The organism is Psychrobacter lutiphocae DSM 21542 (assembly GCF_000382145.1).
Classification (GTDB): domain Bacteria; phylum Pseudomonadota; class Gammaproteobacteria; order Pseudomonadales; family Moraxellaceae; genus Psychrobacter; species Psychrobacter lutiphocae.
The window spans coordinates 17,642-34,546 of record NZ_KB907625.1 but is presented as its reverse complement, the minus strand read 5'-3'; the positions used below and the strand labels follow the sequence as shown (position 1 = coordinate 34,546).

Annotated in this window: 12 protein-coding genes, 1 tRNA gene and 1 pseudogene; 8 read left to right on the top strand and 6 right to left on the bottom strand. The window is 41.2% G+C overall.

All coding sequences use genetic code 11. The features are described from left to right. Positions 1-704 precede the first annotated feature (704 nt). Both H140_RS0102385 and H140_RS0102380 read left to right on the top strand, forming a co-directional pair. Positions 705-2,138 (top strand): LptF/LptG family permease, encoded by a 1,434-nt coding sequence (locus tag H140_RS0102385; protein ID WP_019672057.1) that lies wholly within the window; start codon positions 705-707, stop codon positions 2,136-2,138. Continuing rightward, a complete protein-coding gene (locus H140_RS0102380; protein ID WP_019672056.1) occupies positions 2,135-3,415 on the top strand; it encodes an LptF/LptG family permease in 1,281 nt (426 codons plus the stop codon). Before H140_RS0102385 ends, H140_RS0102380 begins: the two co-directional genes overlap by 4 nt. A gap of 133 nt (positions 3,416-3,548) precedes the next feature. On the opposite strand, the gene H140_RS0102375 is transcribed toward H140_RS0102380, so the two are convergent. Beyond that, positions 3,549-4,157 carry a class I SAM-dependent methyltransferase gene (locus tag H140_RS0102375; RefSeq protein WP_019672055.1) on the bottom strand — a complete coding sequence of 203 codons (609 nt, stop codon included), beginning with the start codon at positions 4,155-4,157 and terminating at the stop codon, positions 3,549-3,551. Positions 4,158-4,211: 54 nt separating this feature from the next. Then, positions 4,212-4,907, bottom strand: a complete 696-nt coding sequence (locus H140_RS0102370; protein WP_019672054.1) for a phosphoglycolate phosphatase — start codon at positions 4,905-4,907, stop codon at positions 4,212-4,214. A 146-nt stretch (positions 4,908-5,053) separates the two neighbouring features. Here H140_RS0102370 and H140_RS16185 point away from each other — a divergent pair. Together H140_RS16185 and H140_RS16180 are read left to right on the top strand one after the other, a co-directional pair. Next, positions 5,054-5,410, top strand: a pseudogene (locus H140_RS16185) (KilA-N domain-containing protein). 171 nt (positions 5,411-5,581) lie between these two features. Further along, positions 5,582-5,836 (top strand): hypothetical protein, encoded by a 255-nt coding sequence (locus H140_RS16180; RefSeq protein ID WP_026348768.1) that lies wholly within the window; start codon positions 5,582-5,584, stop codon positions 5,834-5,836. 96 nt (positions 5,837-5,932) lie between these two features. On the opposite strand, the gene H140_RS0102355 is transcribed toward H140_RS16180, so the two are convergent. Together H140_RS0102355 and H140_RS0102350 are read right to left on the bottom strand one after the other, a co-directional pair. Beyond that, a tRNA-Phe gene (locus tag H140_RS0102355) sits at positions 5,933-6,008 on the bottom strand. Between the two features lie 84 nt (positions 6,009-6,092). Next, on the bottom strand, positions 6,093-6,530 hold the full coding sequence (locus H140_RS0102350) for a hypothetical protein (RefSeq protein ID WP_019672053.1): 438 nt from the start codon (positions 6,528-6,530) through the stop codon (positions 6,093-6,095). A 234-nt stretch (positions 6,531-6,764) separates the two neighbouring features. Between H140_RS0102350 and hisB the strand changes: the two genes are divergently transcribed. The 3 genes from hisB to H140_RS0102335 all read left to right on the top strand — a co-directional run bounded on the left by hisB (position 6,765) and on the right by H140_RS0102335 (position 8,955). Beyond that, positions 6,765-7,391 (top strand): imidazoleglycerol-phosphate dehydratase HisB, encoded by a 627-nt coding sequence (gene hisB, locus H140_RS0102345; protein WP_019672052.1) that lies wholly within the window; start codon positions 6,765-6,767, stop codon positions 7,389-7,391. 354 nt (positions 7,392-7,745) lie between these two features. Beyond that, entirely contained in the window at positions 7,746-8,381 is a 636-nt protein-coding gene (hisH, locus tag H140_RS0102340; RefSeq protein WP_019672051.1) for an imidazole glycerol phosphate synthase subunit HisH, read from the top strand. Positions 8,382-8,622: 241 nt separating this feature from the next. Then, complete coding sequence (locus tag H140_RS0102335; RefSeq protein ID WP_227672888.1) at positions 8,623-8,955, top strand: hypothetical protein; 333 nt, start codon at positions 8,623-8,625, stop codon at positions 8,953-8,955. 196 nt (positions 8,956-9,151) lie between these two features. On the opposite strand, the gene acnA is transcribed toward H140_RS0102335, so the two are convergent. Continuing rightward, complete coding sequence (gene acnA, locus H140_RS0102330) at positions 9,152-11,932, bottom strand: aconitate hydratase AcnA (protein ID WP_019672049.1); 2,781 nt, start codon at positions 11,930-11,932, stop codon at positions 9,152-9,154. 634 nt (positions 11,933-12,566) lie between these two features. Beyond that, positions 12,567-14,423, bottom strand: a complete 1,857-nt coding sequence (locus tag H140_RS13705; protein WP_019672048.1) for an amidohydrolase — start codon at positions 14,421-14,423, stop codon at positions 12,567-12,569. Between the two features lie 522 nt (positions 14,424-14,945). Here H140_RS13705 and H140_RS0102320 point away from each other — a divergent pair. Continuing rightward, on the top strand, positions 14,946-16,571 hold the full coding sequence (locus H140_RS0102320; protein WP_019672047.1) for a GMC oxidoreductase: 1,626 nt from the start codon (positions 14,946-14,948) through the stop codon (positions 16,569-16,571). Positions 16,572-16,905 lie beyond the last annotated feature (334 nt).

Sequence of the window (16,905 nt, the reverse complement as noted above, 5' to 3'; positions counted from 1 at the left end):
ACGCAAGCACTCAGATAAGAGTAGGTGCATTAGCCATGTACGTTATTTATTACTTATGCCACTTTAGATGGCTGCAATACTTTATATGGCTGCAATAATAGTGTCTTTCAACTATCGTGTGTCTTAAACCAATCGTGTGTCTTAAACCTATCGTATGTCTTAAACCAATCGTTTGTCATAAACACTTGACCTTATCAGAACATGCTAGTATTAAAACATGCTAGGATATCTTACACTGAATATGACTATCATCGTGAGCCTGCTTACGATTATAATACGCGTTGATTAGGGTCTGTTGAACATTCAAATATGTAACTGGCGGTGACTATTTTTTAGTCAATATGCAGTGAAATTTTGGATACTTAGTCATTCTAAGTTAGAAAATTTCACAAACTATTGGCAAAAAAGAGTCCCGCCCCGCAGGGCTGATGCTAAAATTGCCCTAAACGGCGTTACAAATCTAGCTAAGGTCTAGACATTATCGTCGATTTGCGCCTAGTTTAGAACAATTTTAGCTATCAGCAGTCCTAATGTTTGAAAGTTCAACAGACCCTAGTCAGTGATGTCAAATAGATAATCTGTAATGATTTGCTGTATAGTCTTTGTTAAAATTATCGTCTTGAGTTGATATATGTTTATTATATTCAATCGTGTCGATTTAACCCGCTTATAATTTGAGTTTGCCTGTGATTCTACGCCGATACATGACCCGACAAGTTGCTTCAACTACCGCTTTGGTGTTGGGGTTTTTGGTGGTATTACTTTTGGGCGGGCGCATGATCCGCTATTTTGGTTTGGCCGCTGAAGGTCGCTTAGATGTGGGACTGCTGTTTACTATTATTGGTTATAACCTGCCTTACTTTTTAGAGCTGGTACTGCCTCTGTCATTTTTTATTGGCCTAATGTTGGTATTTGGGCGCTTATATGTAGATCATGAGATGGCTGTGCTAAATAGTAGTGGTATCTCCCGTGGTCGATTGGCACGGTTAATTACTCCGTTAATCTTCTTGCTGTTCGTTGTTGAAGCTGGGTTGTCTCTGTACGGCAAGCCTTGGGGAGTTAGAAGTGCAGATAACATCTGGCAACAGCAGTCAGTCAGTAGTGCTTTTGATCTGATTCGTCCACAGTCTTTTATCAGCAGTGATGATTATCATTTATATGTTGGTAGTATGAATGAGGATAGAACTGAGTTAGAAGATGTGATCTTAATCCAAACGGCCAGTGAAAAAGAGGTGCAGAATAATCCTGACTTGTCAGATATTCTATCGGAGCCAGAAACTGAGACTCCAGAGGTAGCTGTACAGACACAAAATACAGGAGAAATACAGACAAAGGCTGAGCGGGATGATGGCGAACAGCTGCTGTCATTAGAAGATAAAGCCATCACAGCATTGACCAATCCAGTCGCTACCGTCCAAAAAGAGCAACAAGGAATAACGGTTGATGGTCCGAAAGCACGAGATGTGATTGTATTAGCCAAGCGTGCAGTGCAAGTGGGTGATAGAGAAACCAGCAGTAGCATCCAGCTAGACTTGTATCAAGGTCGGCGTTATGAAGTAGGTGCTGATAGTCTGGTCTATAATCAGATTAGCTTTGAGCGCTATCGTATCAGCCTGCATCAACCACCCAAAGATGTTATTACTGAGGATAATGTTGCCACTTTATCACTACCTATCTTATGGCAAGCGGCAACGGGGCAGCAACTGTCATTAGCTGCAACAGATCAAGCAAGAGATGCTGGTAGTAACCAGATGCCAGTGCAGGCTCAACAACAAATATTGGCGGCACAAGCTGAGCTAGGTTATCGCTTATCGCTACCTTGGTTGATGATTATTGCGCCTATGTTGGCAGTGCCTTTGGCGCAAGTGCGTCCAAGACAAGGACGCTGGTTAAGGCTATTGCCAGCTATTATGATTTTTGCCAGCTGTGCGCTGGTCATTATTTCTTTAAAAAATGCGGTGACAAAAGGCAGTGTCTCAGTGGTTAGTTATCCACTGGTCATTGTTGCCTTTATGGTGTTGGCACTATATTTCAACTGGGCGAGCCGTATTCATCATAGAGTTCGCTTTAGATTGGGACAGCGCAGTATTCAAAATAATACACCACATGATAAAACACATACAGGAGGTCGGTCATGAAGCAGCTTAAATCTGGCCGTGCCACCACATTGAAACAAGTGAATGCCGGTAAATTACTGTCACGCTATGTCAAAAAAAATGCGCTATATGCCATGCTATTTTCAGTTATTGGGCTAAGTGCATTACAGATAATTTTTTCTTATCTGTCTGAGCTTGATAACATCACTGATAGTTATACTTATGTCGATGCCTTAACTTATATTGCCTACCGTTCACCTTACTTTTTGGAGCAGTTTACACCGACTGGGGCATTGCTTGGAGCTGTTATAGGCTTAGGGCTACTAGCGAATAACTCTGAGCTGATTGTTATGCGTGCGGTAGGGATGAGTATCTACCGTATTATTGGTTGGGTGTTACAGCCTGCGATTTTGTTTGTGGTATTAGCGTTGGCTATTAACCAATATGTATTGCCAGAAACCAATTTAAAAGCCAGTCAAATTCGTAAGCCTGAAGCCACTGCTTTATTATCCTCTGTTCATGGCTATTGGACGATACAAAAAACACCAGACACCAGAAGTGGTGATGGATCAGGTGTTAACTCTGACCACAACATCATTTTTATTGGTTATGCTGATGCTAATGGCAATATTGGTGAGGTTAAGCGCTGGTATTTGGATGCAGACAATAATTTAACGGCAGTATCGAGGGCAACAGGCGGTATTTATTTGCCACAAGCCAATGTGCAACAAGAAGCTGGTTTTAGACAGTTGGGTAATACCAGCCAAGATTTTGCTAATTACCAATGGCAGCTACAAAATGTGACAACCTTAAAGCTTGCAGATAAGGTAGTTAGTGTAAATGTAGATCAAGAAGATGCCTCTATTGACTTACTGCAAGGTAATGAGCCATTAGTGGCAGCACAAACTGAATCAAGTGACATTATCAGTTTACCTATTTCACCAAGCTCGGTATATTTGCTGACCCGTCATCCTGATGATTTGTCATTAACTCAGTTGTATGAACACAAGCGCTTTAACGCTTCTCAAGGCACACGCTCATTAGAGCATGAAGTAGCATTTTGGGAAAAGCTACTGTCCCCACTTGCTATTTTATCGTTAGTAGTGGTGGCAGGTTCCTTTGTGTTTGGCTCATTACGCACCCACAGTTTGGGCTTACGTATCGTGGTCGCTTTAATCTTTGGCTTATTATTTAGTTATTTTCAAGATTTGGTCGGCTATATCTCTCTTGCGACAGGAGCATCACCTTTGCTAATGGTGTTATTACCGATTATAGGCAGTACGGCATTTGGTTTATATTTGATTAAGCGTCAGGGTTAGGACTTGTTTTTTAAGAAATATAGTCACAGCCATATAAAAAAGAGCAGCTAATGCATGATATTGGCTGCTCTTTTTTTTGTGCTGATTACAGGCTAGTTTTTAAAGCTTTTTAAACCCTGTTTAACAAAGTTTATTATTCTTTTATCGCGCGGGTAATGGTATAAGTTTTACCTTGTTTTACTTTGTCAGCATTTCCAAAGACTTCGGTAAACGCTCGTTTCATAAACTGACGTAATCCATTAATAGTCACCACATAAAAGCGGCCACCAGTACGTAACTTGCTATACGCATCAAGCAAGTATAGATAATGCTGCTCTTTACCCACTTTGGCGGGCAAGTTAGACATGACTAGACTAAAGTCTTTGTTTGGATCAACGTGGTTAAAGCCATTGGATAAATGCACATCAACATTGGTTAAGCCGTTTTTTGCACAGTTACGACGGGCGTACTCTACGGCCATAAAGTCTTTGTCGATTAAGGTGTGTTGACCTTGTGAGCACTCACGAGCGGCCGTCATGCCAAGTACCCCATAGCCACAGCCCAAATCAATCGAATCGTCATCGAGCTGAAAATCCACATAATCAAGAAGCATTAAACTGCCAGCATCTAGCTTTTCAGGAGAAAAAATGCCCCAAGTGGTGGTGAACTGCATTGGAGTGCCGAGTACTTCTTGTGTGAAGGAGATGTCTTTGCGCCACTGTTCAGCTTTTTGTAATAAATCAGCGGGAGGAGTATGGGTCATGGTATTACCTTAAACATTAAATAGGCTTGATTGGAGCAGGGTTAATTTGTTGCGTTAAGTATTATAGTTTGTCATTATCCAGTCCACCAAGCTTTGAAAGTCATCGAAAGCCTTAGTTGGATTCAAATCACGAATATCTTGGCCGTAATTATACCCGTAAGACAGACCTAAAGTATCCATATTGGCATTTTGACCTGCGACAATATCATTTTTGGAGTCACCTATCATTACTGCGTGTTCAGCACTGATATTCAAAACCTGACACACCTGCAATAATGGAGCAGGATCAGGTTTTTTAGTCGCTAGACTATCTCCACCCAAAACCTCTGCAAATAAGTCTTGCCATCCAAATGACTCCAAAATCTTAGGCACAAAGCGCATGGGTTTGTTGGTAACTAAAGCTAAGGTGAAGCCAGCTAGTTTTAGCTGTTTAAGACCGTCTTTAACACCAGGGTAGGCAACGGTTTTGGCACCACTAGTTTTGGCGTAGGCATCGAAGAAAATGTGTTCGGCATGGTCAGCTTCCTCTTTACTCAATTGACCTACCTTGACCTCTATATTACCCACTAGCGCTCTTTCTACAAGCTTTCTTGAGCCATTACCTACCCAATTACGGATAGTTGCTATGGGATAGGTCTCTTTACCAAGCGTGCTGAGCATATCATTCACTGCATCAGCTAGATCGGGCACACTGTCAATTAAAGTCCCATCAAAGTCAAAAATAAGCAGTTGTTTTTTTAGGGTAGTCATAGGATTCTCTAAATTAATGATGTCGTTATTAAGAGTTAAATATGAAATATATGAACTAAGTAATTAACAATCTTTTATGTAAGTTTATTGATATGATAACACTAGAGTTAAAGTTATTAATAATTTAATGGATTAAGGGCAGGTTAATGAATAAGGCTAATAGAAAAATTACAGTTAATAACATTGTAATAACGGTATCTAGAATTGAAGATGATGATTTTATAAGCTTAACAGATATGTTAAAAGCTAAAGATGGAGATTTTTTTATTTCTGATTGGCTTAGAAATCGAAACACACTTGAATTTATTGGGGTTTAGGAAAGAATTAAAATGAACTCAGGTCTGAATAGTTTTAAAGTTAGTGTTAAAGAGCTTATTGAACGCACGAATGCGATAGGGATTAGAGCTAAAGCTGGGCGCTATGGTGGTACTTATGCTCACAAAGACATAGCTTTCGAGTTTGGAGCATGGCTGAGTCCTGAGTTTAAGCTTTATTTAATTTAAGAGTTTCAGCGTTTAAAAGAGCAGGAAGCACAGTTTAACTCTGTTGAATGGCAAGCAAATCGTGAGTTAGCTAAAATTAATTATAGATTACATACGGATGCCATTCAGCAAAATTTATTATTTGGTATTAGTGATAGTGAACATTGGAAACATTACACTTCTGAGGCAGATATGCTTAACATCATCGTTTTTGGAAAAACTGCTTCAGAGTGGAAGAAGGAAAACCCTGAAAAACAAGGTAATCAACGTGATTATGCTTCTTATTTAGAAAATGCACTTATTGCTAATATTGAAATGCTTAATTCAACCTTAATACAGCAAGGAATAAACCAAGATAAAAGATTGTTTATACTAAAGCAACAAGCTGAACAAATGAAAAAGACACTTGAAAATAGCCCAACGATAAAAAGGTTAGATAAAAAGTAAAAGTATCAGATATTCTTTAAATTAGCAACAAAAAAACCCTCAAACTAATATAGCTTGAGGGTTTTTTAATCAATAAAGCAGAATTCGGTATAAAGATGGTGGCTCGAGGCAGAATCGAACTGCCGACACAAGGATTTTCAATCCTTTGCTCTACCAACTGAGCTATCGAGCCGTCCTTATGAGGTCGCTATTAAACTAAATATTTACGAGTCTGTCAACCCTTTTTTTGAAAATAAATCAAATTAGATGATTTTTATTAGGATTTTACCTGAATTAGCTCATATTCATTCATAATTTGATGAATAAGAGCATCTATGGGCATAAACTGGCGCACCCCTTTTTTCACTTCGGCATCATACACTAATTTTATAAATTTTGCATCAATACCACGATTTACATTTTCAGGATGTATGGCAAGGTATTGTAGTCGCTTGGTATCGGTTTGACCGTCATCAAAGCAGCCTACTACGGCAATAGGCTTGTCGTTAAACATACCCACATACATCAGATGACCTCGCTTAAAGGCAGACTCAAATAGTGGCATAATGGCATCACTACCTGCTAAGTTGCCTATATCGGCATTGTCGTTAGCATCATACAGCTTGGCAATACGTTCACGCAGGTCATCTTTGTGGGTAGTTTCACGCATAATTGGTGCATCAAATGAGTTAATCGCAACGGCTTCTAGTGGCATTTTATGATCTCAAACATTATGGATAAATAGATTATGGATAAATGGATGATAAAGTGTGACTAACATACTCTCATTAATGAGTAAAATGAATGACAGTATTTTAACAAACATTACTCATCGGTATGGTAGGAATATAGCTTAAAGCCAGTACGTTTGCTATTATCATGCTTGTATTGTAGCAATAAACGATAGTTTTTTATTTATCAGCCAAATTTATTTGTGAGCCAATTTACCATGACTACTGTAAATAATGTAAACTCAGCCGAGCGTCCAAATCGTATTGCCAGTGTTGAGCGCAATACTGCTGAAACTCAGGTCAGCGTCACCGTAAACCTTGACGGCACTGGGCAAGGTACGATTGATACAGGTGTGCCATTTTTGGACCATATGCTAGACCAAATAAAGCGTCACGGTTTGTTTGACTTAGATATCAAATGTACAGGCGATACCTATATTGACGATCATCATAGCGTGGAAGATACAGGCATTACACTAGGCCAAGCCTTTGCAAAAGCGTTGGGTGATAAAAAAGGCATCCGTCGTTATGGTCACTTTTATGCGCCACTTGATGAGTCATTAACCCGTGCTGTGGTGGATATCTCAGGTCGCCCAGGTTTACACATGGATATCCCCTTTACCCGTTCACATGTTGGTAGCTTCGATGTTGACTTATTCAGTGAATTTTTCTTTGGTTTTGTCAATCATGCGTGGATGACCGTACATTTGGACAATCTCAAGGGTAAAAACAGCCATCACCAGATTGAAAGTGCTTTTAAAGCATTTGCCCGTGCACTACGTATGGCGTGTGAATATGATGAGAGGGCGTTAAATACGCTTCCTTCTACCAAAGAAGCTTTATAATAAGCATTTAGTCTTCCTCTACTTTGTCAGTCGAGCTTGGCGTACTACTTGTACTACCTGCACTCGACTTCCGCGTAGAGAAAGCCTAACTACTCATTATGATTTATTACCCCAATCTCAACTCTTTGCGTAGGCTGTGGCTTTAGCCCAGCATATTTGGCTAAAAATTAGGTTTTGCTGGGCTAAAAGCACCAGCCTACAATAGATTGTAATAAGTTGAGAGTGGGGGGTTTATTATGTTGTTAAGCATTAAATTTTGATAGTCGCATACAAAAGCTTTAAATTATATAGTCAGTATCGAGCCTGTATAACCCATTTAAGACACATCACATAAGACCTTATAAGATATAAATTATGACCAAAATTGCACTTTTAGATTACGGCATGGGCAACCTACACTCTGCCAGCAAAGCGCTGGCCACAGTAGGCGCAGATGTGTCTATCACCAACGACCCCAAGCTGATACGTGCAGCAGATAAGATTGTCTTTCCTGGCGTCGGTGCCATGCGTGATTGCATGGCACAGATGCGTGCAGAGGGTATTGATGAAGCGGTACATGAGGCGGTATTTAACAAGCCTGTAATGGCGATTTGTGTCGGCATGCAGGCGCTATTTACAGAGTCGCTAGAGTTTGAACTCACTCAGTGCCTAGATATCTTGCACGGTCAGGTCAAACCCTTTAACCCAAGCTGGACAGACAGCGACGGCAACACCATCAAGATTCCCCACATGGGCTGGAACACCATCGAGGGCATGGATTTATCGCATCCGCTATGGCGCAACATAGATGAGCACGCGCACTTTTACTTTGTACACAGCTATTATTGCGCACCAGAAGACACCTCCGTAACCGCCGCCGTTTGCGATTATGGTCAGCCATTTTGTGCCAGTGTGCTCAAAGACAATCTATTTGCGACCCAATTCCACCCTGAAAAGAGCCATAAAGACGGTTTACAACTACTCAAAAACTTCGTTGAGTGGCGTGTTTAAATAGGGTGGTTTATTACCAAGATTTAAGAGTTTTGAGTATTAATCTTGAGGATTAAAAGATAAGTTGCCCAGGTATCTTGTTAAAAGACTTAGATTTCATAAAGAAAACATCAACAAATCATAACCCATCTTTGTTGATTTGCCTATTATACTGTTTCGTTTGCCTGATGATGTCAATATGACCTAATCAGATGCTGTCATGTTTGCAAATTAACTATACCAATGGAAATGATATAACGTGGTGGGCTTTCAACAATTTAAGATTTATGTTGCTGATTTTACAGGCTTAGACAGAGATTCTCTGCATATCTATGTTGGAGTAGGTGTGTTTTTATTTAGCCTACTGGTGACTCGACCCTTGGTAAAACGCCACTTAACACGGCTTAATATTGCGCTATTAGTGGCTACGTTTTTTGCATTTTTGGGTGAATATCTAGACCTAAGCCACAATTACCCTCATATCACTGGTGAACATTTAAGGCTGAGTATTCACGATATTATTAATACCTGCTTTTGGCCGTATGTGCTATATGCAGTGAACCGCTGGACCTCCTTGTTTGATAAGCATAATTAGCTAAGCATAATTAGCTAAGCATAATTAGCTAAGCATAGTAAGTACCTAAAAATAGCGGTTTAATTTAAGTGCTAAATCCTATACTTTAAGTGGAGCTTCTTTTATTATTCAAATACTGCTTAATAAGCACAGCAAAAAAAACGCCCGACCAATAGAGCCGGGCATTTTTATTTGACTAAATTAACTATGCGATAGTTTAAGCTTTATTCTCTGCTGCCAACTCACGTAATACATAATGTAATACACCACCATGACGCACATATTCACGCTCTTTTGGTGTTTGTAGCATGACATTCACCTCAAAGGTTTCAGTACTACCATCAGCACGAGTTGCAGTTACAGTGGCTGTTTCACTTTCACCATTTTCAAGACCAGTGATGCTCAGTACTTCTGAACCATCTAGGTTGTAAGTATCCGCATTTTCATCTTTCTTAAAGGTCAATGGTAACACACCCATACCCACTAGGTTAGAGCGGTGAATACGCTCAAATGAGCTGGTTAATACCGCTTTTACGCCGAGCAAGATAGTACCCTTAGCAGCCCAGTCACGGCTTGAGCCGGAACCATATTGCTCACCGCCTAACACCACCAATGGACGGTTGTCTTCTTTATACTTCATCGCTGCATCATAGATGGCCATTTCTTCGCCATCTGCAAGCGTTGCTTTATCGCCTTTGAAGTAGTAAGTATAACCCCCTTCTTTACCACCCATCATTTTGTTTTTAATACGGATGTTAGCGAAAGTACCACGGGTCATAACCGCATCGTTACCACGTCGTGATCCATAGCTGTTAAAGTCAGCTTCTAATACCCCTCGTTCTTGCAGGTATTTACCTGCTGGCGAGTTTGGATCTATTTTACCTGCTGGTGAGATGTGGTCAGTAGTTATTGAGTCCCCGAAAAGACCTAAAATACGCGCATTTTCAATGTCTTTAATACCTTCAGGTTCCATGGTCATACCATCAAAGAATGGTGGGTTCTTGATGTAAGTAGATGCTTCATCCCATGGGTATAGCTGGCTATCAGCTGAACTAATTGAGTTCCACGCTGAGCTGCCATCAAAGACTTCACCATAGTTCTTACGGAACATTTCAGCATTGATGTTATTTGCAATTAACTCATTAATCTCTTCTGAGGTTGGCCAGATGTCTTTTAAGAAAACATCATTACCATCTTGGTCTTGACCAATAGGGTCTTTGGTTAAGTCGATATTAACCGTGCCCGCAAGCGCATAAGCGACAACCAGTGGTGGTGATGCTAGGTAGCTTGCTTTCACGTGGGAGTGAATACGACCTTCAAAGTTACGGTTACCTGATAGTACTGCTGAAGCAACAAGGTCATTTTCTTCAATACCTTTTTCGATGCTTTCTAGCAGTGGACCTGAGTTACCGATACATGTGGTACACCCATAACCCACTAGATAGAAGCCTGTCTCTTCAAGCGCATCCATTAGGTTGCTTTTTTCAAGATAGTCTGTGACTACCTTAGAGCCAGGTGCTAAAGATGTCTTAACCCAAGGTTTGGCTTTTAACCCTTTTTCAGCTGCTTTTTTAGCAACCAAACCAGCACCAATCATAACCGCAGGGTTTGAGGTGTTAGTACAGGATGTAATCGCTGCAATAACGACCGAACCATCACGCAGTTTGTGGCTTTTATCGTTGATGTTTACTGTTGAGAATACTTCTGGCTTAGCAGATAAACGATCAGCTTGCTCTTGTTCGCCACCTTCTTCATCAAAACGCTCTTTACCTTCAACTTCCGATTTACGGTCTTTGGTCATTACTTCTAGCGTTTCATTAAATTTCTGATGCATATCGGATAAATTAATATGCTGCTGTGGTAGGTTAGGACCAGCAAGTGCAGGTTGTACCGTTGATAAATCTAAGTGTAAGTTGCTTGAATAGGTTGCCGCTGGCGTGTTTTCATCATGCCACAAGCCTTGCGCTTTAGCGTATTTTTCAACCAGTTCAATCTGTGATTCTTCACGGCCAGACAAACGTAAGTAATCGATTGCCATTTGGTCAATTGGGAAGATACCACACGTAGCACCATACTCTGGAGACATATTAGCAATGGTTGCTCGGTCAGCAAGTGGCATGTTGTGTAGACCTTCACCATAGAACTCTACAAATTTACCGACCACGCCATGCTCACGTAGCATTTGTACCACACGTAACACTAGGTCAGTGGCGGTAACGCCTTCTTGTAATTTACCGGTCATCTCAAAGCCAACCACTTGTGGGATAAGCATAGATGATGGCTGACCTAGCATGGCAGCTTCAGCTTCAATACCGCCAACACCCCAACCAAGTACACCAATACCGTTAATCATTGTAGTGTGACTGTCGGTACCAAATACAGTATCTGGATAAGCGACCAGTTCACCGTCTTGGTCGTTAGCCATCACAACACGGGCTAAATATTCTAAGTTGACTTGGTGAACAATACCAGTAGCTGGTGGTACAACGACGAAGTTTTCGAAGGCGCTCTTACCCCAATGCAGGAACTCATAGCGCTCATTGTTGCGTTTGAATTCGATTTTTTCGTTTAAGTCTAGCGCATCTTTACGACCGTAGGTATCTACTTGTACCGAGTGGTCAACAACCAGCTCACTTGGAATAAAGGGGTTAATTTGTTTGGCATCACCGCCTAGCTTGACGATAGCATCACGCATGGCTGCTAAGTCAACGACGGATGGCACACCCGTGAAGTCTTGTAAAACAACACGAGCTGGCATAAAAGCAATTTCTTTTGAAGGTTTGGCCTTTGCATCCCAATTAGCAACAGCTTCAATGTGGTTTTCTCCCACAGTTTGTCCGCCGTCTTCGTTACGCAATAAGTTTTCTAGCACGATTTTCATGCTATAAGGTAGGCTATTAATATTTGAGTATTTGTCAGCAAGCTTTGGTAGGCTATAATAGGCGTGTTTTTTACCAGCAACAGTTAAGCTGTCTTTTACATTGAATATATCACTCATAATGGCTTCCTTTTTTATTTATTAACTTCTATGTGTAACAAGTTATTTTAATGTAGGTGGCTAATGGCTTACTCACAATGGTGATAGTATGGTACTCATCTTTGGGTTGTACTTATCTTGAGGTATACCTTGTGAATAAGAGGGTTGTCAATAAGGTGTGTTGATAAATAAGAGAGGGCTTACACGCCTTATCGTAGTTAATACGATAGCAAATATTTAACGCTATATTAAGGTTAAGACGGTATCACATCGTGGTGAAATCGTAACAATCGTTACCAAAATTAGGCTGGTATAGATTTTAATTTGTGACTTAACTTTTCTATCAAATATTTTCAACGACTTAAATAATACTTGCTAAGTAACCATTACCAAATAGCAGTTATTAAATAACAATTACTAAACAGTAAGCACCAAAAACAAGCTTAAAGTTATAGAAGAATAGTAAATAGAAGAATAAAAAAAGTCGGCCTGAGACCAGACCGACTGTTAACACTTTTATAGTCAGCGAGCTACTAAAAGTGGTGTATCGCTAAGCCTACATGAGTAGTATTTGTACTCGATTGCCTTGTCACCATTTTAGAGCTCTTTAACATGACACTGTCCAAACTATATGACACTGTCAAAGGTGTAGGGATTATCTTGCTGCTGGCTTGGTTGGGTTGTGATAACCACCATAGTATTTCACTGGAGACCAGCTTGGAATAATCTCTGGTAATTGAGGATTTAGCTTGCTGTATTCACCTGCACCATAAACCACATCACCGCCGACAACCGTTAGCACCGATTCGATGGTTTTAATTTTTTCATCAGGCACAGTGAAGTAATCATCAGACAATAAGACAAAGTCAGCATATTTACCTGGCTCAAGTGTACCTTTTACATGTTCTTCATTTGAGAACCATGCACTACCGCTGGTATAAACCTCAAGCGCATCATCTCTATCTAAAATATTGTCTTTGTCATACAGCTGAGTACCACCCACCGTTTTACCCGTTGTCATCCAATATAGTGAAATCCACGGGTTATAACTGGCGACACGTGTACCATCAGTACCTGAGCCTAATGGGATGCCCATGTCATAGATTTTTTTGAAAGGCGGGGTAGTTTTAGCCGCTTCTGCGCCATAGCGATCAATAAAGAATTCACCGGCATAGGCCATACGGTCTTGTACTGAGACACCACCATTTAAGCGCTTGATCTCACGCAGCGTCTCATCAGTGATGGTTTCACCATGATCAATTGCCCAGCGCATTTCATCTCTAATTTTGTGGTTGTTTTCACGGTCAATCTCATCGACTAAGTCAACGATTAGTGCGGTATTTTCGCCATAAGTTGAATGCTGTCTAAAAGGCCAGCCTTGATCAACGTGCATTTGAATAATTTCTTTGGTGCTTTCACGCCAGCCTTTATTGTTTTTGATCAAAGGCTTATCTGCTAAGAAGTTCTCAAAGTCACCTGCTGCCCAGGTCATATATTCACCACCACCTTTTAGCTCATAGCCATGATCATGAGCGATGTCCTCATTGACTGATGCGGTATGGTTAGCCATCCATGTTTCAAAGGCTTGTTTTTCTTCACCAGCTTTTTGTGGGAATAAGTAATAAGAGATACGCAGTGAAGAGGTGCCAGTGGTTGCCAGCTCTTTAGAGGCGTCATAATCTTCTGGGAAGGTATGGCCGCCACCGCCAGCGTCAACGGCACTGGTTAAGCCAAAGCGGTTTAACTCACGATGGAAGTGCTTGGTAGAGTTTACCATCTCTTCATCAGATAGCTTAGGCATACTACCGATAACTTGATACAAAATCATCGCATTAGGCTCAGCCAATAGCACCCCAGTTGGATCGCCATTAGCATCTTTTTCATAGCGACTTTGATCATTGGGTGGCTGCGTATTGCGGTCGATGCCTAGCGCTTCCATACCTGCTTTATTTAACCAACCACGGCTGTATAAGTACAATACGAATGCTGGTGTATCGCCTGTTGCCTCATTGATCTCTTCGATTGTTGGCATACGTTTTTCTTCAAACTGATAAGGTGACCAACCCCCAATGACACGTACCCACTGACCCTCAGGAGTTCGCTCCGCTTGCTCTTTTAGCATGCGTAACGCTTCTTTCAGTGAGGTAACGCCATCCCAGCGTAGCTCTTGGTTATAAAAGCGACCGCCACGAGTGATGTGTAAGTGTGAATCATTTAAACCTGGAATAAGGGTTCTGCCATTACCGTTAATCACTTGTGTATTGGCATCACGTAAGCGCAAGATATCCTCATCAGTACCCGTACGTAGCACTTTACCATCTTTAATAGCGATGGCCTCAGCTGTGGTGCGCTTATCATCCATCACTGCAACTTTGGCATTAGTGACGATCATGTCAGCTGATTGTAGTGTGTTATAAGTTCCTTGCGAGCTACTTTGAGTAGCACAAGCAGATAAAATACTGGCCACCCCAGCCAATAAAATCAGATTTTTTTTCTGTTTAAAATGTTTCATGGTTTCTTCTCAATATCAATGAGTTATAGTGGATTAAGAAAGTAATAAAGTAATAAAGTAATGGAAAAAAGTAATGGAAAAAAGATAAATAATAAATATAAAAAATACACATAAAAAAACTGGACTACTCTCCAGACAGTCCAAAGAAAAATACAATCATAATGTAGCATAAAAGCCAGACAGCGAAACTATCCTGTAAACTTATTAAAACACTAGAAACAAAAAGAAACATTATTAACTTAAATTAATATTTAAGATTTTTTAATAAAGATAATCTAACTATTTTCAGTGATATCATAGGGTGCTATGATATAAAGCGAGCAACTGTCAGCAAGTACAAGTACAGTCAGTAAGTGCAAGTGCAATCAGCAAGTGCAAGTACAGTCAGTAAGTGCAAGTACAGTCAGTAAGTGCAAGTACAATTGAAACCGCTAAGCAATTGTTATACGCTCAAGAATACTAACATCCCACTACTAACCTCCCACATAGTTAACAAAATAGCTTATTACCGCTAGGAGTAAAATGCAACGACGTCAATTTATCAAATCTATGGGGCTAAGCGCTATTAGTGCTTCAGCGACAATGACGGGCTGTCATACTTTATCCACTTCGATCGCAGAGGTATCAGGTGCGACCGCAGATACCATGACATCCCCACAACAGATCAAAAACGTGGGTCATTTTAGTAATATTGTCGTGGGCAGTGGCTATGGCGGTGCTGTCTGTGCCTTACGTCTTAGCGAGCAGGGACATCAGGTACTGATACTAGAGATGGGTATGCGTTGGGATAGAACGCCTGAGCATGATACCTTTTGCAAAATGATCAGCGCTGATGAGCGTTCAAGCTGGTTTAAAAACTGGCCGAACGCCCCAATTCCGATTCCACGCCATATCAAAAAGTACCCAGGCGTTCTCGATCTGATTGAATATGACGAGATGAAGGTCTATGCAGGGCGTGCTTATGGTGGTGGCTCTATCGTCAACGGAGCTATTGCTATTAAGCCAAGGCGCTCACATTTTGAAGAGACCTTTCCTTGGATAGATAGCGATGAGATGTATGACACCTTTTTTCCAAAGGCCATGACAGCGCTTAAAGTTAGCCAAATACCAGAGGACTTCTTTAATAGCACTGAATATTACGAATATACTCGCGCTGCCGAACGTCAAGCTGACAAAGCAGGCTTGAAAACAGAATTTTTTAGTAACAGCTACGATTTTGAATATATGAAAAAAGAAGCCACAGGCGAAGTCTATGCTTCCGCCTTAGATGGCGAGGTCATCTATGGCAACAATGCTGGCAAGTTTTCATTAGATTTAACTTACTTAAAAGACGCTGAGGCGACAGGCAATGTTAGCGTCAAAACCTTGCGTAAAGTCAATAACATTGAACAGATCACAAATGGTCAGATAAAGCTTGAAGTACAGGTGTTAAATAAAGAAGGCGGTATCGATGTTATCGAACACTACACCTGTGACAAGCTGTTTTTAAATGCAGGCAGCACAGGTACATCAGAGCTACTACTCAAAAGCCAAGCCGCTGGCACGCTCAATAATCTCAATGAACATGTGGGTCAACACTGGGGACCCAATGGCAATATCATGACGGGTCGCAACTTCGTCCATGCAGCGGGGGAGGCTCAATCCTGTATCCCCGTCAAAGGCATCAACATGTGGGATGGCGATAGAGACGGCTCTAACTACAAAATATTTGCCGAGATTGCGCCACTGCCCATGGGGCTTGAGACTTGGACCACCTTGTATCTTGCCATTACAGACAACCCTGAACGTGGCAATTATTACTATGATAAAGCCACTCAAGCGGTCAAACTAAACTGGAAACGCTCACAAAATGAATATTCAGTCAATGCCGCCAAAGAGCTACTTGAAAAGCTGGGCAAAGCCAATGGGGGGCGTACGTCAAGCTTGCTCTTCAACAAAGGTTTTGGCGACGATTTTTGCTACCATCCTTTAGGTGGCTGCGTATTAGGCAAAGCGACCGATGAATTCGGACGAGTCAAGGGTCACCCCAATATTTACGTACAAGACAGCGCCTTGATACCGGGCAGTGCTGGCGTTAATCCCTACGTATTTATCACCGGGCTTGCCGAGCGCAATATGAATTATATCTTGCAACAAGATTTTGGCTAACAATTGAGCCACTTCTTTAAAAAACCAGCTCATAAAAAAGCGCAGAAGCTGCAAATAGCTAAGAGGTAAGAGATTGAGCAGAGGGAGCTAATCTCGCCATCCGCTTGTATCTGCCTTGTCAATGGCGTGCGGACTATCGTGACCAGAGGTGTTGCTGTTACCTCGACACCCCCTCTAGTCACCGTCCGCAACGCCATTGCCGTCAGCAGGATACCGCTACTGTCGAGGCTAAACCGCACCTCCAGTTTACCCTCAATACAGCAAACATAAATCTGCCGTACGTCCGCCTAACACAAACAGAATCGTTTATTTCGGTGGGTTACGCTCGCTTAAA

Excerpts from the sequence above, each read along its gene's own strand:
- H140_RS0102385 (WP_019672057.1), top strand. The coding sequence starts at position 705 with ATGACCCGACAAGTTGCTTCAACTACCGCTTTGGTGTTGGGGTTTTTG.
- H140_RS0102380 (WP_019672056.1), top strand. The coding sequence starts at position 2,135 with ATGAAGCAGCTTAAATCTGGCCGTGCCACCACATTGAAACAAGTGAAT.
- H140_RS0102375 (WP_019672055.1), bottom strand. The coding sequence starts at position 4,157 with ATGACCCATACTCCTCCCGCTGATTTATTACAAAAAGCTGAACAGTGG.
- H140_RS0102370 (WP_019672054.1), bottom strand. The coding sequence starts at position 4,907 with ATGACTACCCTAAAAAAACAACTGCTTATTTTTGACTTTGATGGGACT.
- H140_RS16180 (WP_026348768.1), top strand. The coding sequence starts at position 5,582 with ATGCTTAACATCATCGTTTTTGGAAAAACTGCTTCAGAGTGGAAGAAG.
- H140_RS0102350 (WP_019672053.1), bottom strand. The coding sequence starts at position 6,530 with ATGCCACTAGAAGCCGTTGCGATTAACTCATTTGATGCACCAATTATG.
- hisB (WP_019672052.1), top strand. The coding sequence starts at position 6,765 with ATGACTACTGTAAATAATGTAAACTCAGCCGAGCGTCCAAATCGTATT.
- hisH (WP_019672051.1), top strand. The coding sequence starts at position 7,746 with ATGACCAAAATTGCACTTTTAGATTACGGCATGGGCAACCTACACTCT.
- acnA (WP_019672049.1), bottom strand. The coding sequence starts at position 11,932 with ATGAGTGATATATTCAATGTAAAAGACAGCTTAACTGTTGCTGGTAAA.
- H140_RS13705 (WP_019672048.1), bottom strand. The coding sequence starts at position 14,423 with ATGAAACATTTTAAACAGAAAAAAAATCTGATTTTATTGGCTGGGGTG.
- H140_RS0102320 (WP_019672047.1), top strand. The coding sequence starts at position 14,946 with ATGCAACGACGTCAATTTATCAAATCTATGGGGCTAAGCGCTATTAGT.